Genomic DNA, 20,759 nt, shown 5'->3' with positions numbered 1-20,759 from the left:
AATGCAAGCAACTATCCGAAACCTGGACGGCTCGGACGGCGACGAGGTCGAGCTCCCGGCGGTGTTCGAGACGACGTTCCGCCCGGACCTCATCAAAGGCGCCGTGCAGGCCGCCCAGGCCAACCGAAAGCAGGCGTACGGCGCCGACGAGTACGCCGGGCTCCGCACCCCCGCCGAGTCGATGGGGTCGGGCCGCGGCATGGCGCACGTACCTCAGGAGAACGGACGCGCGCGGCGTGTCCCGCAGGCCGTCGGTGGCCGCGCGGCACACCCGCCGAAAGCCGAGAAGGACCAGGGCAAGAAGGTCAACGACAAGGAGCGCAAGCTCGCGACCCGCTCTGCCATCGCCGCCACGACCGACGCCGAACTCGTGACCGAGCGCGGTCACGACTTCGACGAGGATCTCGAACTCCCGCTCGTCGTGAGCGACGAGTTCGAGGAACTCAACAAGACCAAGGAGGCCGTCGAGGCCTTCGAGGCGCTGGGTATCCACGACGACGTCGAGCGCGCTGACGACGGCAAGAGCGTGCGTGCCGGTCAGGGGAAAGCCCGTGGCCGGAAGTACACCGAGCCGAAGTCGGTACTGGTCGTCACCAGTGAGGAGCCCTCGCGTGCCGCACGCAACCTCGCGGGCGTTGACGTCGCGACCGCCGCGGACGTGAACACTGAGGACCTCGCACCCGGCACCGACGCCGGCCGACTGACGCTCTGGACGGAAAGCGCCGTCGAGGAGGTGGCCGACCGATGACTGGAATCATCGAACACCCGCTGGTCACCGAGAAGGCGATGGACCAGATGGACTTCGACAACACGCTCCAGTTCATCGTCAACGTCGACGCGGACAAGCCCACCATCGAGGCGGAGATCGAGTCCAGCTACGACGTGACCGTCGACTCGCTGAACACGATGGTCACGCCGCAGGGCAAGAAGAAGGCGATCGTCCGCCTCTCCGAGGAGGACGACGCACAGGAGATCGCCTCGCGGATCGGGGTGTTCTGACACATGGGACGACGAATTCAGGGGCAGCGGCGTGGCCGCGGGACGCCCACGTTCCGGGCGCCTTCCCACCGCTACAAAGCTGACCTCGAACACAAGAAAAGCGAGGAGCACGACACGATCTCCGGCGAAGTCGTCGACATCGAACACGACCCCGCCCGCAGCGCGCCGCTGGCGGACGTCGAGTTCGAGGACGGCGACCGTCGGCTCGTGCTCGCTCCCGAAGGTATCGCCGTCGGCGACACCCTGCAGGTGGGTGTCTCCGCCGAGATCAAGCCCGGTAACACGCTGCCGCTCGCGGAGATCCCGGAGGGGATCCCGATCTGTAACGTCGAGAGCCAGGTGGGCGACGGCGGGAAGTTCGCCCGCGCCTCCGGCGTCTCGGCACAGCTGATGAGCCACGACCGCGACGTCGCGGTCGTCCAGCTGCCCAGCGGCGAGGTTCGCCGGCTCCCGCCGGCCTGCCGAGCCACCATCGGCGTCGTCGCCGGCGGTGGGCGAACGGAGAAGCCGTTCGTCAAAGCCGGCAACAAGCACCACAAGATGAAGGCCCGCGGGACCAAATACCCGCGTGTCCGTGGGGTCGCGATGAACGCCGTCGACCACCCGTTCGGTGGCGGCGGCCGCCAGCACCCCGGTCAGCCCAAGTCCGTCTCGCGGGACGCCCCGCCGGGACGGAAGGTGGGCGACATCGCCTCCAAGCGCACCGGCCGCAGCGGTGGCAAGGGGGGAGAGTAAACCATGAGCTCGGAATACCGAACCGGCCGCGAAGGGGAGTTCACCTACCGCGGTCACACGCTCGAGGACCTCGAAGAGATGGATCTCGACGAGGTCGTGGAACTGCTACCCGCCCGCGTGCGGCGAACTATCGACCGGGGACTCGGCGTCGACCACCGCAAGCTGGTCGAGGCAGCCCGGGACGCGACCGAGGAGGAGACCGCGAACGATCCGCTCCGGACGCACCTCCGGGACATGCCGATCCTGCCCGAGTTCGTCGGCCTCACCTTCGAGGTGTACAACGGCCACAGCTTCGACCGCGTGAAGGTCGAGCCGGAGATGATCGGCCACTACCTCGGTGAGTTCCACCTCACCCGATCCACCGTCGAGCACGGTCAGGCCGGCATCGGCGCGACCCGGTCCTCGAAGTTCGTGCCACTCAAGTAACCTATGGGAATCAGCTACAGTGTCGACGCCGACCCGGAGACCACGGCGAAAGCCATGCTGCGGGAGCGTCAGATCAGCCTGAAGCACAGCAAGGCCATCTCGAAGGCCATCAAAGGCAAGACGGTCACCGAGGCCGAGGAGTACCTCGACGCGGTTATCGAGGGCGACCGCTCGGTGCCGTTCAAGCAGCACAACAGCGGCGTCGGACACCGATCCGACATCGACGGCTGGGACGCCGGCCGCTTCCCGGAGAAGGCCAGCAAGGACTTCCTCAAGCTGCTGACCAACGCCAAGAACAACGCCGACCATCAGGGGTTCGACGGCGAGGAGATGACCATCTCCCACGTCGCGGCCCACAAGGTCGGCGAGCAGGTCGGCCGAAACCCCCGCGCGATGGGGACCGCCGACCCCTGGAACACCGTCGAAGTGGACGTGGAAATCATCCTCGAAGAGGAGGAAGATAACTGATGGCGGACGAACAGCAGTTCATCGAGAACGGCCTGCAGCGGAGCCAGATCGACGAGTTCTTCGCGGACGAGCTCAGCCGCGCCGGCTACGGCGGCATGGACATCGCGAAGACGCCGATGGGGACCCAGATCGTCCTCAAGGCCGAGAAGCCCGGGATGGTGATCGGGAAGGGTGGGAAGAACATCCGGAAGATCACGACCGAGCTCGAGGACCGCTTCGACATGGAGGACCCGCAGATCGACGTGCAGGAGGTCGACGAACCCGACCTCAACGCACAGATCGTCGCGGACCGACTGGCCAACGCACTGGAGCGTGGCTGGTACTTCCGCAAGGCGGGCCACACCACCATCGACCGCATGATGGAGGCCGGCGCGCTGGGCGCGGAGATCGTCCTCTCGGGGAAGGTCACCGGCGCTCGCTCGCGCGTCGAGAAGTTCAACCGCGGCTACATTAAGCACAACGGCGAGCCCGCCCAGTCGGTCGTCGACGAGGGCCAGGGCGTCGCCGTGATGAAGCTTGGCACCATCGGGGTCAACGTCAAGGTCATCGGACCGGACGCGGAGCTCCCCGACGACTTCGAGATCACCGAGACCTCGGAGCCGCCGGAAGTCGAGCAGGCCGAGACCGGCGAGGGCGTCGAGGAGCTGCTCGCCGACGTCGAGGAGGAGGAGATCCCCGAGGCGCCCGAGCACGAGGAGCCCGAGCTCCCCGACGAGGATCCCGAGGAAGTCATCGACGAGGAGGTCGTCGAGGAGGTCGTCGAGGCCGCCGAGGAGGTCGTCGAGGCCGCCGAGGAGACCGAGGACGTCGAGGAAGACGACGTCGAGACCGCATCCGAGGAGGCCGTGGAGACGGCCGACGAGGAGGAGCTCGACGAGGACGTCGAAGAGGAAGCGGCCGATCTCGTCTCCGAGATGGAGGAGGCCGAAGACGCCGAAGACGACGAGGAAACGGAGGAGTAATACATGGCGATTCTCTACACTGAAGAGATCAGAGACATGACGCCCGCCGAGCGGGCGGCCGAGCTCGAGGAGCTCGAGACCGAGCTCCTGAACGCTCGCGCCGTGCAGGCGGCGGGTGGCGCGCCGGAGAACCCCGGCCGCGTCGGCGAGCTTCGCCGCACGATCGCCCGGATCAAGACGATCCAGAACGAGGAAGGCGACGACGTCGAAGCGGCCGAGATTCAGGAGTAACGCACGATGGCACTCACACCCGATACCCTCACACGACACGAGCTCAACGGGCTGCCCGTCCGGGTAGCCGACGCCGCCAACCCCGACCTCGTCGGGATCAGCGGCCGCGTCGTGGTCGAGACGATGAAGACGTTCCACGTCGACGACGGGCGTCGGGTGCGGCAGGTCCCCAAGTCGGGGAGCTGCTTCGAGTTCGCTATCACGAACGCGGAGGACGCTGCGAGAGCCAGCGTCGCTCCCGCCGCAGATGAAGCCGCGGGCGCCGCCGAGGCGTCCGGGTCCGTATCCCAACTCGGGACGGAAACTGCCGGGGTCCGCCCCGGTAAGTCTGGCCCGTCCGCCCCGCCCCGGAGTCAGGGTCGGGGGGCGAGCCAGTTCGAGGAGGACGACTCTCCCCGAACCGGCGAGTGCCAGGATACGGTCTACGTAACGGTGGATGGCGAACGACTGCTCTCACGACCCACCGCGCGAACCGAGCGCGGGGGTGATTCGACATGGCAATCGGACTAAACGTAGAACAACCGGAGGAGACCTGCTCCGACGAGAACTGTCCGTTCCACGGGGACCTCTCCGTGCGCGGGCAGACGCTCGAGGGTGAAGTCGCCTCCACCGACATGGACAAGACCGTCGTCGTGGAGCGGGAGTACGACGTTCGTGTGCCGAAGTACGATCGGTACATGAAGCGTCGATCCCGCGTCCCGGCACACCTGCCGCCGTGTGTGGACACGGAGGAGGGTGACACGGTTCGCATCGCAGAGACACGACCGCTCTCGAAGACCAAATCGCACGTCGTCGTCGACGTTCTCGACGACGGGGGTGAATGATGGAGGCGCTGAAAGCCGACGTCACGCAGGGTCTGGAGAAGGGCTCGAAGATCGTCTGCGCCGACAACACCGGCGCCCGCGAGCTCAAGGTCATCAGCATCACCGGCTACTCGGGGACGAAGAACCGTCACCCGAAAGCCGGCATCGGCGACAAGATCACCGTCTCGGTCACCAAGGGCACGCCCGAAATGCGCCGCCAGGTGCTCGAAGCGGTGGTCGTTCGCCAGCGAAAGCCGATCCGGCGACCGAACGGCGAGCGCCTCAAGTTCGAGGACAACGCCGCCGTCATCATCGACGAGAACGAGGAGCCCCGCGGTACGGAGATCAAGGGGCCCGTCGCTCGCGAGGTCGCTGAGCGGTTCGGCACCATCGCCAGCACGGCGACGATGATCGTCTAAGCATGACACGACAGCCACGCAAACAACGAAACCAGAAGCGAGACGCCGACCTGCACGAGAAGCAGAAGCAGGTTCGGGCCACGCTGACGGCCGAGCTCCGCGAGGAGTACGGCCAGCGGAACGTCCGCGTCAACGCGGGCGACACCGTCGAGGTGCTCCGCGGCGACCACGCCGGCGAGGAGGGCGAAGTCCTGGAGGTCGATCTCCGGGGCGAGGTCATCCACGTCGAGGAGGTCACCGTGGAGAAGACGGACGGGGAGGAGGTTCCCCGGCCGCTCGACGCCTCGAACGTCCGCGTGACCGAACTGGATCTCGACGACGAGATCCGGCAGGCGCGTCTCGAGGAGGACAACGAATGACGAACCATCAGAAGCGACTCTCGGTACCGAACTCCTGGCCGGTCGAACGGAAGGAGGAGACGTTCACGGTCAAGGCCGACGCCGGCCCCCACGGTGAGGACGGGGTTCCCCTGCTCATCGTGCTCCGGGACGTGCTCGGCTACGTGGACTCCCGCAAGGAGGCTCGCTACGCGCTGAACAACGACGCGGTGCTCGTCAACGGCGACGCCGTCGCCGACGAGGCCCGGCCGATCGGGATGTTCGACATCCTGGCGTTCCCGGCCCGCGAGGAGTACTTCCGCGTGTTCCCCGGCGAGGGCGGCCGCCTCGCGCTCACCCCGATCGACGAGGAGAGCGCGGCCTCCCGACTCGGGAAGATCACCGACAAGCGCCAGGTCAGCGGCGGCGCGTTCCAGCTCTCGCTGCACGACGGCACCACCCTCCACGAGGAGGACGCCGACGAGTACAGCGCGGGCGACTCGCTGGTGATCGACAACGAGGACAAGGAGATCGTCGCACACTTCGAGTACGGCGAGGGCGCGCTCGTCACCGCCGTCGACGGCCAGCACGCCGGCGAGATCGGCGAGGTCGAGGAGATCCTCGTCACCCCCGGCTCCGGCCGCAACAGCGTCACCGTCGCCACCGACGACGGCTCCTTCGAGACCGTCGAGGAGTACGTCGTCACCATCGACGAGAACTTCGTGGGTGATGACGATGAGTGAAGCCGAAGCGGAGTTCCACCCGATGCGCGAACCGTCCATCGAGAAGGTCGTCGTCCACATGGGCGTCGGCCAGGGCGGGCGCGACCTCGGGAACGCCGAGGAGATCGTCGAGGAGATCACGGGCCAGCAGTCGGTCCGAACCTCGGCGAAGCGCACCGTGCAGGCGTTCGACATCCGCGAGGGCGACCCGATCGGCGCGAAGGTCACCCTCCGGAACGAGGACGCCCGCGAGTTCCTCGAGACGGCGCTCCCGCTGGCGGAGATCAGCGCCTCACAGTTCGACGAGGCCGGCAACGTCAGCTTCGGCGTCGACGAGCACACCGCGTTCCCGAGCCAGGAGTACGACCCCCAGACGGGGATCTACGGGCTCGACGTGACAGTCACGCTGGTCCGACCGGGCTACCGCGTCGCCAAGCGCGACCAGGGCACCCGGTCGATCCCCGAGACGCACCGCATGACCGCCGAGGACGCCATCGCGTTCCTCGAGACCGAGTTCGACGTGGAGATCGACGAATGAGTGAACTAGACGGCGAACACACCGGGAACGAAGAGACCGGCGAGCACGCCACCCAGGGCAGCACGCAGGAGCGGCAGTGCCGACGCTGCGAGCGCACCGAGGGGCTGGTGAGCAAGTACGGCGTCTTCGTCTGCCGGCAGTGTTTCCGAGAGATCGCCCGCAGCATGGGCTTCCGGAAGTATCGATAACTATGGCAGGAAACGACCCACTGGTGAGTGCCCTCTCCGGCATCGACAACGCCGAGAGCGTCGGGCACCTCGACCACACGGTAGCACCCGCCTCGAACGTGATCGGCAGTATCCTCGAGGTCTTCTACGACCGCGGGTACATCGGCGGCTTCGAGTTCGTCGACGACGGCCGAGCAGGCAAGTTCGAGGTCGAACTGAGTGGCGCCATCAACGACTGCGGGGCGGTCAAGCCCCGCTACTCGGTCGGCGCTGACGAGTACGAGCAGTGGGAGAAGCGGTTCCTCCCGGCCCGTGACTACGGGTCGCTCATCGTCACGACCAGCCACGGCGTCATGAGCCACTACGAGGCCCGCGAACAGGGCATCGGTGGCCAGATAATCGCATACGTCTACTGATGAGCAGAACAGAACTCACTATCCCGGACGACGTCTCCGCGGAGCTCGACCATCTCGACCTGACCGTCGAGGGTCCCAACGGCTCGGTCACCCGACGCCTCTGGTACCCCGACGTCGACGTCAGCGTCGAGGACGACAGCGTGGTGATCGAGGCGCCCGAGGACTCGGACGCCAACACCCGCGCGACGGTCGGCACCTTCGAGAGCCACGTTCGGAACATGTTCCACGGCGTAACCGAGGGCTGGACCTACGAGATGGAGGTCTTCTACGCCCACTTCCCGATGCAGGTGGAAGTGCAGGGCGAGGAGATCGTCATCGAGAACTTCCTCGGCGAGCGCGCCCCGCGGCGGACGCCGATCCGGGGCGACACGCAGGTCGAAGTCGACGGCGAGCAGCTCACCCTGTCGGGCTCCGACAAGGAGGCCGTCGGCCAGACCGCAGCGGACATCGAACAGCTCACGCGGGTCAGCGACAAGGACAACCGCGTGTTCCAGGACGGCGTGTACATCACGCAGAAACCCACGGGTGATGCCTGATGGCTGACGACGCACCCGAGGAGATCGAGGACATCAGCGGCGTCGGGCCCTCCAAGGCCGAGACGCTCGCGGAGGCCGGCTACGACTCCGTCGAGGACCTCAAGGCCGCCTCGCAGTCCGAACTCGCCGAGGTCGACGGGGTCGGCAACGCCCTCGCGGCCCGGATCAAGGCCGACGTCGGTGGCCTCGAAGTCGAAGAGGAGACCGAGGCCGAGATCGAGGACGAGGCAGACGAGGAGGAGGCCGACGAGGACGAAGAAGTGGAGACGGAGCTCCAGCCTCGCGGCCACGCCGACAAGACGCCCGACCTCGACGACGACACCGCGGCCGCGCTCGCCCAGAAGCACCGCGAGGGCAAGCCGCAGTTCAACCGACAGGACTACCACAAGAAGAAGCGGGTCCCCACCTCGTGGCGGCGCCCCCGTGGTACCCTCTCGAAGCAGCGCCGTTCGATCAAGGGCAAGGGTCCGAAGGTCGAGGCGGGCTTCCGCTCGCCGAAGGCCGCACGCGACCTGCACCCGAGCGGCTTCGAGGAAGTGTACGTCCACAACGTCGACGACCTCGACGGCGTCGACGGCGACACGGAAGCGGTCCGCATCGCCTCGAAGGTCGGCGCCCGCAAGCGCGAGCGCATCGAGGAGGAGTGTGAGGACGCCGGTATTCGTGTCCTCAACCCGACCTACGTCGAAGTGGAGGTAGAGGAATGACGGATCTGAGCGCACAGAAGCGACTCGCAGCCGAAGAGCTGGACGTCGGCGAGAACCGCGTCTGGTTCGATCCGGAGGCACAGGACGAGCTCGCGGACGCGATCACCCGCGAGGACATCCGCGATCTGATCGCGGACGGAACGATCCGCGCGGAAGACGAGAAGTCCAACTCCCGCGGCCGTGCCCGCGACCGCAAAGCGAAGCGCGACTACGGGCACCAGACCGGTGCCGGCTCCCGGAAGGGGAAGTCCGGCGCCCGGCGCAGCGAGAAGGACGAGTGGGTCAGCCGGATCCGCGCCCAGCGCTCCCGGCTGAAGGAGCTTCGCGACGACGAGGAGGTCCTCGACGCCTCCCAGTACCGCGAGCTCTACAACAAGGCAAGCGGCGGCGAGTTCGACAGCGTCGCCCGCCTCGAGGCCTTCGCGGAGAACAACTACGACGTCGAGATCGGAGGCGACGACTAATGGCAACAGGACCACGATACAAGGTGCCGATGCGTCGTCGCCGTGAGGTTCGGACGGACTACCATCAGCGGTTGCGCCTGCTGAAATCCGGCAAGCCTCGCCTGGTCGCCCGGGTGAGCAACAAGCACGTCAGGGCGCAGCTGGCCAGTCCCGGACCCGACGGCGACGAGATCCACGCCGCAGCGTCCAGCGAGGACCTGTCGGAGTACGGCTGGGAGGCTCCCACCGGGAACCTACCGAGCGCGTACCTGACGGGCTATCTCGCGGGCCTGCGAGCGATCGACGCCGGCCTCGACGAGGCCGTGCTCGATCTGGGTCTCAACACGGCGACGCCCGGCAACAAGGCGTTCGCAGTACAGGAAGGTGCAATCGACGCGGGGCTCGAGATCCCCCACAGTGACAGCGTCCTCGCGGACTGGTCGCGCAACCGCGGCGAGCATATCGCCGAGTACGCCGAGCAGCTCGAGGATGATCTGTACAGCGGGGAGTTCGACGCCACGGAGCTGCCCGAGCACTTCGACGACGTGCGGGAGACGCTCCAGGAGGACCACGAATGAGCCAGAACGACGGCTGGGAGCCGGTGACCCGGCTCGGCAAGCAAGTGCAGGACGGAGAGATCACCTCCATGGAGGAGGCGCTGCAGTCCGGGCTCCCACTGAAGGAGCACGAGATCGTCGACCAGCTCCTCCCCGGCATGGAGGACGAGGTACTGGACATCAACATGGTCCAGCGCATGACCGACTCGGGCCGGCGGGTGAAGTTCCGCTGTGTCGTCGTCGTGGGTAACCGCGACGGCTACCTCGGCTACGCCGAGGGGCGAGACGATCAGGTCGGCGGCGCGATCCAGAAGGCGATCGAGGTCGCGAAGCTGAACGTGATCAGTGTCGACCGCGGCTCCGGCTCCTGGGAGGACCAGGCCGGCGGCGTGAACTCGCTGACCCGGCGTGCCGAAGGCAAGGCCGGCTCCGTCGAGGTCGAAGTCATCCCGGCCCCGCAGGGGCTCGGGCTGGCCGGCGCCGAGACCGTCCGGAACATCCTCGAACTGGCCGGGATCCAGGACGCCTGGACCCAGTCCAACGGGAACACGCGGACGACGGTCAACCTCGCGAAGGCGACGTTCAACGCGCTCGAGAACGCCTCGCAGGCACGCACGCCTGACCGCGCGCGACGCGTCCAGCGAGAGGCCGACGACGGGGTGAGCAACTGATGCGAGCAGTCGTCCAACTCCGCGGCAACATCGACATGACCGCGGGCCAGCGCGACACGCTGGACATGCTCAACATCGGCCGCGTCAACCACGCCGCGCTCGTTCCCGAGACAGACACGTACGACGGGATGGTCGCGAAGGTCAACGACTTCGTCGCCCACGGTGAGCCCTCGGTGGAGACGCTGGCGCTCGTGCTCGAGACGCGTGCGGACGCGCTCGAGGGCGAGGCCGACGTCGACGAGGAGTATCTCGCCGCGGAGACGGAGTACGACAGCTTCGAGGCGCTGGCGGAGGCGCTGCTGGCGGAGGAGACGACGCTGCGCGAGCAGAACATCTCCCCGACGCTGCGACTCCACCCGCCCCGTGGCGGGCACGACGGCATCAAGCATCCGGACAGCACGGGCGGCGAACTCGGTCCCCACGAGGAGATCGACCCGCTCCTGGAGGCGATGCGATAATGACCAGCAAGAAACGACGACAGCGCGGTTCCCGCACCCACGGCGGCGGCAGCCACAAGAACCGGCGCGGCGCCGGCCACCGTGGCGGCCGCGGCAAGGCGGGCAGCCGCAAACACGAGATGCACCACTACGGGCCCTGGGCGAAGCACGGCTTCACCCAGCCCGACGAGGTACAGGACAACGTCGCCGAGGTGCGCGTCCAGAAGATCGACGAGGACGCGGCGCTGCTGGCGGCGGAGGGCGTCGCCGAGAACGACGACGGCGCCTACACCATCGACGCTCGCGACGTGGCCGAGGACGGCTGGGAGGCCGACGTGGTGAAGGTGCTCGGCAACGGGCAGGTCCGCCAGGAGCTGCACGTCACCGCCGACGCGTTCAGCGACGCCGCGACCGAGCTGATCGAGGACGCCGGGGGCTCGACCACCGTCTCCGAGCGCGCCGAGGAGCGTGCCGAGCGGGAGGCCGAACAAGCCGCCGAATCTGAAGAAGCCAGCGAGGACTGACAATGAGCTGGAAGGAGACCGCCGAACCAGTGCTCACGCGGATGCCGACGGTCGCACGGCCGGAGGGGCACGTCCCCTTCAAGCGCAAGCTGCTGTGGACCGCCGGCATCCTCGTGATGTACTTCTTCCTGACGAACGTCACCCTGTACGGGCTCCAGACGGGGGGGACTGACTTCTACGGCCAGTTCCGTTCGATCCTCGCCGGCGCGTCCGGCTCGATCCTGCAGCTCGGGATCGGCCCGATCGTGACGGCGTCGATCGTGCTTCAGCTGCTGGGCGGGGCCGACCTGCTCGGGCTGGACACCGAGAACGACCCGCGCGATCAGGTGCTGTACCAGGGGCTCCAGAAGCTGCTGGTCGTCGTGATGTGTGTCCTGACCGGCGCGCCGATGGTGTTCGCGAGCCCGATTCTGAGCGCCGACCCGGTGGTCGCGCAGTCGCTCGGGATCGGTCTCCGTGGCGTCGAGGCGCTGCTGTTCGCGCAGATCCTCGTCGGCGGGATCCTGATCCTGTTCATGGACGAGATCGTGAGCAAGTGGGGCGTCGGCTCCGGGGTCGGCCTGTTCATCATCGCCGGCGTGAGCCAGCGCCTCGTCAGCGGCCTGTTCGGTTGGCAGGGGCTGACGGGCAACAGCGGCTTCGTCTCCTCCTGGATCGGGATCATCACTGGGAGCGCCGAGCTCCCGGGCTCGCCGCTGACGACCGAGGGGTTGAGCGCGATCTTCCTCGGGCAGGGGATGATCCTCGCGATGATCACGACGGTGCTAATCTTCGTCGTGGTCGTCTACGCCGAGAGCGTCCGGATCGAGATCCCGCTCTCGCACGCTCGCGTGAAGGGCGCCCGCGGGAAGTTCCCCGTGAAGCTCATCTACGCCAGCGTCCTGCCGATGATCCTCGTCCGTGCGCTGCAGGCGAACCTGCAGTTCCTCGGGCAGATCCTCCACAGCCAGTGGAACGGCATGCCCGTCTGGCTGGGCGAGTACGACACCCAGACCGGGCAGGTCGTCGAGGGGCTGTTCTGGTACCTCAAGCCGATCCAGAGCCCCGACCAGTGGATGTGGTTCGTGGGCGCGACTGTCACCGCCGACTGGTGGCAGGTGCTGCTCCGGATCGGCATCGACCTGACGTTCATGATCGTCGGCGGTGCGATCTTCGCGATCTTCTGGGTGGAGACCACCGGGATGGGCCCGGAGGCGACCGCCCAGCAGATCCAGAACTCCGGGATGCAGATCCCCGGCTTCCGGCAGAACCCACAGGTGATCGAGAAGGTGATGGAGCGGTACATCCCGCAGGTCACCGTCATCGGTGGCGCCCTCGTCGGGCTGCTGGCGGTGATGGCGAACATGCTCGGCACCATCGGGCAGGTCTCCGGAACGGGGCTGCTGCTGACGGTCTCCATTACGTACAAGCTGTACGAGGAGATCGCCGAGGAGCAGCTGATGGAGATGCATCCGATGATGCGCCAGATGTTCGGCTCAGAATAAGGAAGGTTCGGGCCTTACAGCCCGGATACGTCCTTCTCAGCGACTCTCCTTCCTAGCAGAACGCACGTCCGAAAGCGGCCGCTGAACCACGCGACGGCGAACGTGACGACAGGCCAGACACCTCGGAAGCAAGGGGAGAAGCATCGCCGTCGCGGGGCGGCACGGAACGCGGTCACCGCGCCGACGCGTTCGAGTTAGCGAGTCGGGTCGCGGGCGGGGATCAGTCCCTGTGCCATGAGGCGACGGGCGATGACGACCAGCCCGTTCCCGAACCCCTCGCCGAAGATCGCTTGCTCCTCGCCGCTGTCGGGGATGATCGAACTCACGAGGATCGTCGAGCGGTCGACCAGCAGGAGCCGCCCGATCGCCGTCTCGTCCTCGGCGTCCGCGGCGTGGAGCCACTCCAGTCCGGAGACGAACGTCGTGGCGTCGGGGACGGCCGCCTGGATCCGGCGCTTTAGCGGCTCCGTCAGCGCGCCGACGACGAGTTCGATGTCGCCGTCGACGTCGTTGAGCGTCGCGACGAGCTCCTCGGTCAGCAGCGACTCGTCGCCGGCGACGAGCTCCTCGGTCAGCAGCGACTCGTCGCCGACGACGAGCACGATCTCCTCCGTCGCGGTCTCGAGGAGCCCGTCCGTCCGGTTCTCGATCGCCTCCCGTCCGCTCATCGCCCACACCTCCTGGATCGGGGACTCCTCCTCCTCGTCGACGGCAGTGACCGCGCCAAGCGAGTCGTGCAGTCGCTCGATGCGGTCGTCGTACTGGTCGCGGAGGGTCTCGGTCGCCTCCCCCAGCGAGACCGCGCGGAACTGCTGGGGGCTGGAGTGCTGTATCTCGACCAGCCCCTTCGCCTCCAGCACCCGGATCGCGTCGTACACGCGGGTCCTGGGGACCTCGGTCAGGTCGCTGAGCGACTTCGCGGTGCCCGTACTGAGGCGGGTCAGCCCGACGAAACACCGGGCTTCGTACTCCTTCAAGCCGAGCTGTTGGAGTACCTCGATCGCCTCCCGCACGTTTTCAGGTGTGTCCATGTAAGCCGACCGTCCGAGGGAGCCCCGGGGTCGGTCTACCGTTTCGGCGGTAGTGGGATAGGTTTTGTCACTGGTCCCGTGACAGAGTTAACAGTCGAAATATCTACAGAGAGCTGCTCTATTGGGATAGTTCTTTCAATCTACGGTAAACGTTACTCTCCCAGTAACACGGTACGGGACGATTTACGATGAAGCTTCTTTCGAACTGACAGAAAGTAGTTACTCGTTTAATCACAAAAGAGATAACGGCGTGGACACAGCCAGTAGTACACGCGAGAGCGGTGTCGACGCCCCCGTACTGCAGTCCGGCCAGCCGGGCAGCTGTCACCGCACGCCACCAATATCGATGTCCAACGACCCACTCCAAGATCCGGAATCCGAAGCCATCGAGCAGCTCGAACGGTTCGGACTGAGCACGTACGCCGCTCGGACGTTCGTGGCGCTCGCGAGCTTGGGCTCCGGAACGGCCAGAGACGTGAGTCAGGTCGCGGAGGTACCGCGCACCCGGGTGTACGGAGCGGTCGAGGAGCTACAGGACCGGGGGCTGGTCGACACGCTCCAGTCCTCGCCCAAGCAGTTCTGGGCCATCTCCAGCGAGACTGCGGGCCGGACGCTCAAACGGGAGTTCGAACACCGGCTGGACGTGCTCCGGACGGCGCTGACCGAACTCGAGCCGACCGACCGCCAGAGCGAACAGCGGGGGGTTTGGACGGTGGACGGCCAGCCAGCCGTCACGGAGCGGCTGTTAGAGTTCTTCGACGGCGCCGAGGAGCGGATCGTCTACCTGACTGCCGGAGACAGCCTCTCGGCCGAACTGGTCGAGGGGCTGCAGGGGGCCGCGGCTCGGGGGGTCTCGCTCAGGCTCACGGGCGGGTCGACGGCTGGGCAGGAGCGGCTCCGATCGCAGTTCCCGGACGCGACGGTCACCGAGCCGACGTGGGGCTGGTCGGAGACGCGGGCGGGCCGGCTCATGATCGTCGACGGCCGGAAAGTGCTCGTGAGCATCGTCGGCGAGGGCGGGGACGCCTCGGAGACCGCGATCTGGAGCGAGGGCTCCTCGAACAGTCTGGTGGCGGTGGTGAAAGCGATCTTCGACGGCGTCCCGGAGTCCGACAGCCCGGAGTAGCGGGGTGGCCGTCCCGGCCTGTACATCGGGCGCCGGTCAGGGAGTACAGCCTACTCGCTTTTCGAGGACGGTCGAAGCGAGACGCTGTCGCGATGGCCGTGTTTCAGACACTCGTCGAGGAATCCCGTCAACTGACTGGCTGCCTCCGACTCGAGACCACGAACGCGCCCTCCGTCTCGTTCCATGGCAGGTTCAACAGCACTGACTCGTCGCGTACTTGGAGTGTCGCGTACCGCTCACCCATCTCCTCCCCCCAGTCATGGTCTCAAAGCGGGTGGCCCGTTTCGTCGATCGAGGAGGTCGGTTCGTCCTTACTCATCGAGCGCCCCGAACTGATACTGTAACGCGGTTCGAATGTGGAAGTTCTTCGTCTCGACGCTCTCTGCCTGTAGTGCGAGGTTGAGGTGGTCGAGTGCCCCCTCGGAGAAGCTCTCCTCGCGTACCGCGGCTGTGGTGGACGTTTTCATCTCTGTTCGTCTGGTAGTAGCCTGCTACACATTTTACTGGGGTTCATATTACGGATTCAGATTTTTGTGATTGACCGAGTGACAGAAATTGTGATCCGGTTCCCGACGTCACCTCGAGAGAGCGTACTCGGGGGGAGCCGGCCGAACCTACCCATCGAACTCGGTCGACTGCCGCGAGCAGCACTCCTTCGAAAGTGACAGAACGCTCTCGTGGAACTCGTCGTAGTTCGGGCTCTCGTAGCCGTCCTCCGTATGCCACTTGTATCGAACCTCGTGGGACTCGTCGATGGTCACGAGCGCCCGTTTCGGGACACCGAGGTGGCGCTCCCACTCGTCGTCGGCCAGCCCGAACTGTTCGGTGACGCGGCCGGTCGAGTCGCTCGACAGGGGGAACGGGATGTCGTATCGATCGATGAACTCCTTGTGGGCGTAACAGGGTTCGAGCGAGATCCCGAGCACGTCGACGTTCTCGGTGAACGTGAGGTACTCGGCGTCCCGGAACCGACAGAGCACGTCGGTACAGACCGGGCTGAAGTCAAGGGGTAGAAGACGGGACGACAGCGCTGCCCGCCACTCGCGGTCGGGGCGCGCGGTACACGTCCCCGTGGTCCCGACGCTGCTGACCACGAGCGGGGGGTCGGGTGATAGAATCCCGACAGTAGATCCCCGATCCGGCCCACGAACGGGGACCGTGGTACTCCGACTCAGAGTAAGGTTATAACCCTCCGGCCGATATAGCCGGTGACCATGAAGAAGCAGGAGCTCATCCACCTGCACGGCCTTCTCGCGGAGCTTCAGAGCCAGTTCGACGCAGCGGGGGACACTGTCTCCGAAGAGTACCGGGAGCTGGGCGTGCAGCCGACATCCATTCACCGATCGAAAACTGACCACAAGGCAGCCGTATTCGCGCTGATCCACGGCGTCACCGACGAACTCGAAGACGGCGAAGAGGCGGAGACGGAGACGATCGCCGCCACCGCCGACTGATCCTGCGGCCGCGGTCCGACCCGACGACAGATCGAACAGCGACTGCGATACCGGTCCCCGCTGGAGGGACTTCGATTCACGCCGATCGGTACTGAAGCGTTTATCTGTCTACCGTGTGTAGCGTCAGGCGAAGCGTGCCGGCCGACGCGCTGAACGAGGGACCACCATGAGTGTCCAACAGACGCCATCGGGCGACCCGCTGGTATCGTACCCCGAGTTCGGGCTGAGTTGTCTGTACGACGACGACGACGACCCCTCGGAGGTCACCGTCTTCCCCGGGGAGGAGATGTCGACCACCGAGTGGGTCACTGCCGACGTCGACAGCGCCGTCGCTCTCGACGAACTCCGGTAGCCGGCACAGTTTTCTCCGCGGATCCGAGACTGAACACCGCAGCGGCAGCACCGGCGACTTTCGGCCGAAGGTGAGCGGCGACTCCCGCCGCCGTTCCGGGTGGCCGAAGCCACCGCAGAAGACAGCATTAAACCCGGGGCAACAGTACAGCCACCTATGAGCGACGAACCGTCAGCCGCACTTTTGTCACACCTGCTCGTTCCGGTCGCGACTGAAAAGGACGCCCGCGAGACGGCGGTCGCGCTGGCGCCGTACGATCCCGAGCGCGTGACCGTGGTCCACGTCGTCGAGAAGGGCGGCGGCGTCCCGGACAAGACGCCCGTCGAGCAGTCCGAGTCGATTGCCGAGGCGGCGTTCTCGGGGTTCCGCGAGCGGTTCCCCGACGCCGAAACCGAGACCGTCTACCGGCGGAACGTCGTCCAAGGCGTCATCGACACCGCCGCCGAGACCGGCGCGAGCGCGATCGCGTTCCAGCCCCGGGAGGGGAGCCGCCTCCAGCAGTTCCTCGCGGGCGACCGCACGCTCCGACTGGTGACCGAAGCCGACCGCCCGGTTATCACACTCCCGGGACGAACTGAATGAGCGACGAGGAGCTCGCCAAGGACCTCGGCCCGCTGGCGGCGCTGACCATCGGCGTCGGGACGATGATCGGGGCCGGCATCTTCGTCCTCCCCGGAGAGGCGATCACCCGTGCCGGCTCGTTCGCCATCGTCTCGTTCGTGCTCGGCGGGGGGATCGCCCTGTTCACCGCGCTGTCGGCCAGCGAACTCGGGACGGCGATGCCCCGCTCCGGCGGCGCGTACTTCTACGTCAACGAGGCGTTGGGCCCGCTGTTCGGCTCGATCGCCGGCTGGGCGAACTGGCTGGGGCTGGCATTCGCCTCCGCGTTCTACATGGTCGGCTTCGGGGAGTACGTCGTCGGCATCGCCGGCCTCCCGGACGGGTTCCTGATTGCCGGGTTCACCGTCCCGTGGATCAAGTTCATCGGCCTGCTGGCGGCGACGCTGTTCGTCCTCGTCAACTACATCGGCGCCAAGGAGACCGGACGGCTCCAGAACGTCATCGTGGTCATTCTGGTGCTGATCCTGACCGTGTTCACGGTGTACGGCGCGACCCGCGCGGCCCCCGCGAACATCCCGGGGTCGAAGGGGCTGACGCCGATGCTGGAGGCGACCGGCCTCATCTTTGTCTCCTACCTCGGCTTCGTCCAGATCACCAGCGTCGCCGAGGAGATCAAAGAGCCCGGGAAGAACCTCCCGCGGGCGATCATCGGCTCGGTCGTGATCGTGACGATCATCTACGCGCTCGTGTTGGTCGTGATGAGCGCCGCGGTCGAGCCCGGGTTCATTCAGGCCCAGTCGGAAGCCGACAACATCGCGGTCGTCGAGGTCGCCCGGCTGCTGATGGGGCCGATCGGCGCGGGCGCGATGCTGTTCGGCGGCCTGCTCGCGACGGCCTCCAGCGCGAACGCCTCGATCATGGCGTCCTCGCGCATCAACTTCGCGATGGGGCGGGACCGCATCGTGACGCCGGACCTCAACGAGATCCACCCGCGCTTCGGCACGCCGTACCGCTCGATCGCGCTGACGGGCTCGTTCATCCTCCTGTTCATCGTCGCCGCGCCGATCAACACGCTGGCGTCGATCGGGAGCTTCCTCCACTTGGTGATCTACGGCCTGCTCAACATCGCGCTGGTCGTGATGCGCGAGGCCGACGCCATCGACTACGAGCCCTCCTTCACCGTCCCGCTCTACCCGTTCACTCCAATCGTCGGCGGGCTGCTCTCCTTCGCGCTCATCTACTACATCGAGCCCGTTCCGCGGCTGGTCGGTGCCGCCATCGTGCTGTTCGCGGCGATCTGGTACCTCGGCTACGCCCGGAGCAGGACCGAGAAGCAGGGGTTGTTGAGCGAGTACATCCTCTCTCGGGAGGAGGAGATGCCCGACGCCGCCGTCGACGCCGCCGAGAGCGTCCAGCCCACGGGGGACAACCAGTACCGCGTAATGGTGCCGCTCGCGAACCCGGCCCACGAGAAAGAGCTCATCACGCTCGCGAGCGCGATCGCCAAGCAGCGCGGCGGCGTCGTCGACGCGGTCCACGTGATCACCGTCCCGGACCAGACCTCGCTCAGCTACGCCGCCGACCACGTCGAGCGGCTGGAGGAAGACCACCGAACGGTGCTCGAGGACGCCCGGACCGACGCCGAGACGTTCGACGTCGAGGTCGAGACGAACACGATTATCTCCCACCGAGGAATCGGCGAGGTGTTCGACGCCGCCGCGGACCACGAGGCCGACCTCGTGGTGATGGGTTGGGGCCCCGACAGCGGCGGTCGCGTCGAGGGCGCCGTCGAGGAGGTCACGAGCGACCTGCCCTGTGACTTCCTCGTGCTCAAGGACCGCGGGTTCGACCCCGAGCGAATCCTGATCCCCACTGCGGGCGGCCCGGACTCGGAGCTCTCCGTCGAGGTCGCCAAGCTGCTCCAGTCGGAGTACGGATCCGAGCTCACCCTGCTGCACGTCGCCGACGACGAGTCGGCGGGACGGGAGTTCCTCGAAGGCTGGGCCGAGGCCCAGGAGGTCGACGCCGAACTCCGCGTCGAAACCGGCGACGCCGAGCGCGCGATCGAGGACGCGGCCGGGGACGCCACGCTGGTGATCCTGGGCGCGACCGAGCGCGGCGTGCTCTCGCGGATGCTCACCGGCTCGCTGGTACCCGACGTGGTGGCCGACGTGGACTGCTCGGTGCTGCTGGCGGAACGCAAGCGGGACCGGAGCGTGCTCGACCGGCTCCGCGGGCTGCTCCGCTGGTAGAGACACCTCCGCTCGATAGCCCTTCTCCTTCGCCGACCGCCGCCCGTTCTCCCGCGCCCCACGGGAACGCTTTACTCCACGCCGGCGCAATCGCCGCCATGAACCGACTCCGTCCCGATCGCCGGCCCGGCGAGTGGTCGCCGTGAGCGGGAGCCACGCCCGCCGCGGGAAGCCGAGCCGCTACGCGTTCTCCACTCGCGACGTGGGGCTCGACGGCCGGCAGGGCCACCTGTTCACGCCGGACCGGCCGGCGGACGCGCCCGTGATCGTGCTCACCCCCGGCGCGGGGCTCCCGTGGCGGCCGACGCTCGAAGCGACCGCCGAGCGGTTCGCGGAGCGGGGGTACGCGGCGCTGGCGTTCGACCACCGCGGCTTCGGCAGCGTCGGGGGGGACCGCCTGCTCTCACCCGGCCGCCAGCGCGCGGATCTCGACGCAGCGATCGAGGCCGCGCGGGACGGCCCGGAGGTCGACGGTGACCGCCTCGCGCTGTGGGGAATGGATCTCTCGGCGGCCACCGCCCTCGCGGCCGCCGCGGACTCGTTCGCGGTCGACGCCGTTGTCGCCCGGTTCCCGGTGCTCGACGGCGCGACGCTGCTGCCCTCGTGGCTCCGCCCCCGGCTCCGCGGGCTCGCGCGCGGTGTCGCGGACTACCCGGCCTCGGCGCTGGAACGGCTCCGCGGCGTCGACGCCGACGAACGGGGGCTCAGGGTCCCGCTGTTCGGCGACGCGGGCGAGGTGGCGGCGATCACCGCAACCGGCGCCGCCCGGGACGTGCGCGACCTGTTGGGCCGTGAGCCCGGGACGACGCCCGCACGTTCGCTTGTGAAGCTCCAGCGCCACGATCTGAGTTCGGCCGTGACAGACGTGAACTGCCCGACGCTGTTCGTCGCCGGCGAGCACGACGAGGTGGCGCCGCCGGATGCGGTCGCGGCGGCGAGCGAGTCGGTCCGAGACGCCTCGCTGGTCAGGGTGCCGAGTTCGCACTACGCCGCGCTTGCGGGCGTGGAGCTGGAGCGGACGCTGAACCACGAGCTCGCGTTTCTGGACGCCGAGTTGTAGGGATCGAGATATTTTCTGTCGAGTGTCACTCTCCGGGTGTTTTGTACGGGGTTCCGGTCGGTGTTGGATAGGGAATTTCCGGAACAGCAATAGCCGTCCGCTGGAACCGCAACAGCAGTTCGACGCGAGACCACTTGCAGCCGCAGTGTGCCGGACACGAGGCCAGTCATCAGAAATCGAAGATTTCTGATTGGCACCGGAAGCCGACGGCTTCCGGTTGCCTCGCCGACTGGTGGCGAGCGCGAGGCGTCCACCGCCACCGCACCGCGGTCGGCGCGAAACGCCAGTCCCTCCGTGGACGAGCCAGCGCGAGGGATGAGTAACCGAACGAAGTGAGGGAGCGAGTCGGCTGGGGAGGTCT

General features: G+C 67.1%; 31 protein-coding genes and 1 pseudogene. 29 read left to right on the top strand and 3 right to left on the bottom strand.

Annotation, left to right across the window (positions count from 1 at the left end):
- Window position 1: 1 nt before the first annotated feature.
- The 23 genes and pseudogenes from rpl4p to secY all read left to right on the top strand — a co-directional run bounded on the left by rpl4p (window position 2) and on the right by secY (window position 12,562).
- The gene (gene rpl4p / locus BN1959_RS09785) at window positions 2-748 is read left to right on the top strand and encodes a 50S ribosomal protein L4 (protein WP_053948484.1); all 747 of its coding nucleotides are present in this window, start codon (window positions 2-4) and stop codon (window positions 746-748) included.
- Window positions 745-999, top strand: coding sequence for a 50S ribosomal protein L23 (locus BN1959_RS09780; RefSeq protein ID WP_053948483.1), 255 nt, complete (start codon window positions 745-747; stop codon window positions 997-999). The genes rpl4p and BN1959_RS09780 overlap by 4 nt, the downstream gene beginning before the upstream one ends.
- 3 nt (window positions 1,000-1,002) lie before the next feature.
- A complete protein-coding gene (locus BN1959_RS09775) occupies window positions 1,003-1,734 on the top strand; it encodes a 50S ribosomal protein L2 (RefSeq protein ID WP_053948482.1) in 732 nt (243 codons plus the stop codon).
- A 3-nt stretch (window positions 1,735-1,737) separates the two neighbouring features.
- A complete protein-coding gene (locus BN1959_RS09770) occupies window positions 1,738-2,160 on the top strand; it encodes a 30S ribosomal protein S19 (RefSeq protein WP_053948481.1) in 423 nt (140 codons plus the stop codon).
- 3 nt (window positions 2,161-2,163) lie between these two features.
- On the top strand, window positions 2,164-2,628 hold the full coding sequence (locus BN1959_RS09765) for a 50S ribosomal protein L22 (protein ID WP_053948480.1): 465 nt from the start codon (window positions 2,164-2,166) through the stop codon (window positions 2,626-2,628).
- Window positions 2,628-3,236: pseudogene (locus BN1959_RS15535) on the top strand (30S ribosomal protein S3); the annotation flags it as partial. The gene BN1959_RS09765 and the pseudogene BN1959_RS15535, both read left to right, overlap by 1 nt.
- Before the next feature lie 357 nt (window positions 3,237-3,593).
- On the top strand, window positions 3,594-3,821 hold the full coding sequence (gene rpmC / locus BN1959_RS09755; protein ID WP_053948478.1) for a 50S ribosomal protein L29: 228 nt from the start codon (window positions 3,594-3,596) through the stop codon (window positions 3,819-3,821).
- 6 nt (window positions 3,822-3,827) lie between these two features.
- Window positions 3,828-4,331, top strand: a complete 504-nt coding sequence (locus BN1959_RS09750; protein ID WP_053948477.1) for a ribonuclease P protein component 1 — start codon at window positions 3,828-3,830, stop codon at window positions 4,329-4,331.
- Entirely contained in the window at window positions 4,316-4,645 is a 330-nt protein-coding gene (locus BN1959_RS09745; protein WP_053948476.1) for a 30S ribosomal protein S17, read from the top strand. Before BN1959_RS09750 ends, BN1959_RS09745 begins: the two co-directional genes overlap by 16 nt.
- On the top strand, window positions 4,645-5,043 hold the full coding sequence (locus BN1959_RS09740) for a 50S ribosomal protein L14 (protein ID WP_053948475.1): 399 nt from the start codon (window positions 4,645-4,647) through the stop codon (window positions 5,041-5,043). The genes BN1959_RS09745 and BN1959_RS09740 overlap by 1 nt, the downstream gene beginning before the upstream one ends.
- Before the next feature lie 2 nt (window positions 5,044-5,045).
- Window positions 5,046-5,402, top strand: a complete 357-nt coding sequence (gene rplX, locus BN1959_RS09735; RefSeq protein ID WP_053948474.1) for a 50S ribosomal protein L24 — start codon at window positions 5,046-5,048, stop codon at window positions 5,400-5,402.
- Entirely contained in the window at window positions 5,399-6,103 is a 705-nt protein-coding gene (locus BN1959_RS09730; protein ID WP_053948473.1) for a 30S ribosomal protein S4e, read from the top strand. Before rplX ends, BN1959_RS09730 begins: the two co-directional genes overlap by 4 nt.
- Entirely contained in the window at window positions 6,096-6,620 is a 525-nt protein-coding gene (locus BN1959_RS09725; protein ID WP_053949370.1) for a 50S ribosomal protein L5, read from the top strand. The genes BN1959_RS09730 and BN1959_RS09725 overlap by 8 nt, the downstream gene beginning before the upstream one ends.
- Window positions 6,617-6,808 carry a 30S ribosomal protein S14 gene (locus tag BN1959_RS09720; protein ID WP_049980745.1) on the top strand — a complete coding sequence of 64 codons (192 nt, stop codon included), beginning with the start codon at window positions 6,617-6,619 and terminating at the stop codon, window positions 6,806-6,808. The genes BN1959_RS09725 and BN1959_RS09720 overlap by 4 nt, the downstream gene beginning before the upstream one ends.
- Window positions 6,809-6,810: 2 nt before the next feature.
- A complete protein-coding gene (locus BN1959_RS09715; protein WP_053948472.1) occupies window positions 6,811-7,203 on the top strand; it encodes a 30S ribosomal protein S8 in 393 nt (130 codons plus the stop codon).
- Window positions 7,203-7,739, top strand: a complete 537-nt coding sequence (locus tag BN1959_RS09710; RefSeq protein WP_053948471.1) for a 50S ribosomal protein L6 — start codon at window positions 7,203-7,205, stop codon at window positions 7,737-7,739. The genes BN1959_RS09715 and BN1959_RS09710 overlap by 1 nt, the downstream gene beginning before the upstream one ends.
- Entirely contained in the window at window positions 7,739-8,446 is a 708-nt protein-coding gene (locus tag BN1959_RS09705; protein WP_053948470.1) for a 50S ribosomal protein L32e, read from the top strand. Before BN1959_RS09710 ends, BN1959_RS09705 begins: the two co-directional genes overlap by 1 nt.
- A complete protein-coding gene (locus BN1959_RS09700) occupies window positions 8,443-8,910 on the top strand; it encodes a 50S ribosomal protein L19e (protein ID WP_053948469.1) in 468 nt (155 codons plus the stop codon). Before BN1959_RS09705 ends, BN1959_RS09700 begins: the two co-directional genes overlap by 4 nt.
- Entirely contained in the window at window positions 8,910-9,467 is a 558-nt protein-coding gene (locus tag BN1959_RS09695; RefSeq protein ID WP_053948468.1) for a 50S ribosomal protein L18, read from the top strand. Before BN1959_RS09700 ends, BN1959_RS09695 begins: the two co-directional genes overlap by 1 nt.
- Window positions 9,464-10,117: a 30S ribosomal protein S5 gene (locus BN1959_RS09690; RefSeq protein ID WP_053948467.1), complete on the top strand. Its 654-nt coding sequence runs from the start codon at window positions 9,464-9,466 to the stop codon at window positions 10,115-10,117. The genes BN1959_RS09695 and BN1959_RS09690 overlap by 4 nt, the downstream gene beginning before the upstream one ends.
- The gene (locus BN1959_RS09685; RefSeq protein WP_053948466.1) at window positions 10,117-10,575 is read left to right on the top strand and encodes a 50S ribosomal protein L30; all 459 of its coding nucleotides are present in this window, start codon (window positions 10,117-10,119) and stop codon (window positions 10,573-10,575) included. The genes BN1959_RS09690 and BN1959_RS09685 overlap by 1 nt, the downstream gene beginning before the upstream one ends.
- Complete coding sequence (locus tag BN1959_RS09680) at window positions 10,575-11,078, top strand: uL15m family ribosomal protein (RefSeq protein ID WP_053948465.1); 504 nt, start codon at window positions 10,575-10,577, stop codon at window positions 11,076-11,078. The genes BN1959_RS09685 and BN1959_RS09680 overlap by 1 nt, the downstream gene beginning before the upstream one ends.
- Window positions 11,079-11,080: 2 nt before the next feature.
- Entirely contained in the window at window positions 11,081-12,562 is a 1,482-nt protein-coding gene (secY, locus tag BN1959_RS09675; RefSeq protein WP_053948464.1) for a preprotein translocase subunit SecY, read from the top strand.
- 194 nt (window positions 12,563-12,756) lie between these two features.
- Here secY and BN1959_RS09670 read toward each other — a convergent pair whose 3' ends face one another.
- Window positions 12,757-13,593: a TrmB family transcriptional regulator gene (locus BN1959_RS09670; RefSeq protein WP_053948463.1), complete on the bottom strand. Its 837-nt coding sequence runs from the start codon at window positions 13,591-13,593 to the stop codon at window positions 12,757-12,759.
- 346 nt (window positions 13,594-13,939) lie between these two features.
- On the opposite strand from BN1959_RS09670, the gene BN1959_RS09665 reads away from it, so the two are divergent.
- The gene (locus tag BN1959_RS09665) at window positions 13,940-14,719 is read left to right on the top strand and encodes a TrmB family transcriptional regulator (RefSeq protein WP_053948462.1); all 780 of its coding nucleotides are present in this window, start codon (window positions 13,940-13,942) and stop codon (window positions 14,717-14,719) included.
- A gap of 311 nt (window positions 14,720-15,030) precedes the next feature.
- Here BN1959_RS09665 and BN1959_RS14730 read toward each other — a convergent pair whose 3' ends face one another.
- Both BN1959_RS14730 and BN1959_RS14910 read right to left on the bottom strand, forming a co-directional pair.
- Window positions 15,031-15,186, bottom strand: a complete 156-nt coding sequence (locus tag BN1959_RS14730) for a hypothetical protein (RefSeq protein WP_154018260.1) — start codon at window positions 15,184-15,186, stop codon at window positions 15,031-15,033.
- Between the two features lie 147 nt (window positions 15,187-15,333).
- A complete protein-coding gene (locus BN1959_RS14910; RefSeq protein WP_053948461.1) occupies window positions 15,334-15,813 on the bottom strand; it encodes a redoxin domain-containing protein in 480 nt (159 codons plus the stop codon).
- Window positions 15,814-15,933: 120 nt separating this feature from the next.
- On the opposite strand from BN1959_RS14910, the gene BN1959_RS09655 reads away from it, so the two are divergent.
- From BN1959_RS09655 to BN1959_RS09635, 5 genes are all read left to right on the top strand, one after another.
- Entirely contained in the window at window positions 15,934-16,173 is a 240-nt protein-coding gene (locus tag BN1959_RS09655) for a UPF0058 family protein (RefSeq protein ID WP_053948460.1), read from the top strand.
- Window positions 16,174-16,339: 166 nt separating this feature from the next.
- Window positions 16,340-16,525 carry a DUF7511 domain-containing protein gene (locus BN1959_RS09650; protein ID WP_053948459.1) on the top strand — a complete coding sequence of 62 codons (186 nt, stop codon included), beginning with the start codon at window positions 16,340-16,342 and terminating at the stop codon, window positions 16,523-16,525.
- 156 nt (window positions 16,526-16,681) lie between these two features.
- On the top strand, window positions 16,682-17,107 hold the full coding sequence (locus tag BN1959_RS09645) for a universal stress protein (protein ID WP_053948458.1): 426 nt from the start codon (window positions 16,682-16,684) through the stop codon (window positions 17,105-17,107).
- Complete coding sequence (locus BN1959_RS09640) at window positions 17,104-19,338, top strand: amino acid permease (RefSeq protein ID WP_053948457.1); 2,235 nt, start codon at window positions 17,104-17,106, stop codon at window positions 19,336-19,338. Before BN1959_RS09645 ends, BN1959_RS09640 begins: the two co-directional genes overlap by 4 nt.
- 142 nt (window positions 19,339-19,480) lie before the next feature.
- Window positions 19,481-20,398 carry an alpha/beta hydrolase gene (locus BN1959_RS09635; protein WP_161803746.1) on the top strand — a complete coding sequence of 306 codons (918 nt, stop codon included), beginning with the start codon at window positions 19,481-19,483 and terminating at the stop codon, window positions 20,396-20,398.
- Window positions 20,399-20,759 lie beyond the last annotated feature (361 nt).

Source organism: Halolamina sediminis, from assembly GCF_001282785.1.
GTDB lineage: Archaea > Halobacteriota > Halobacteria > Halobacteriales > Haloferacaceae > Halolamina > Halolamina sediminis.
This window is presented reverse-complemented; position numbering and strand designations above follow the sequence as displayed.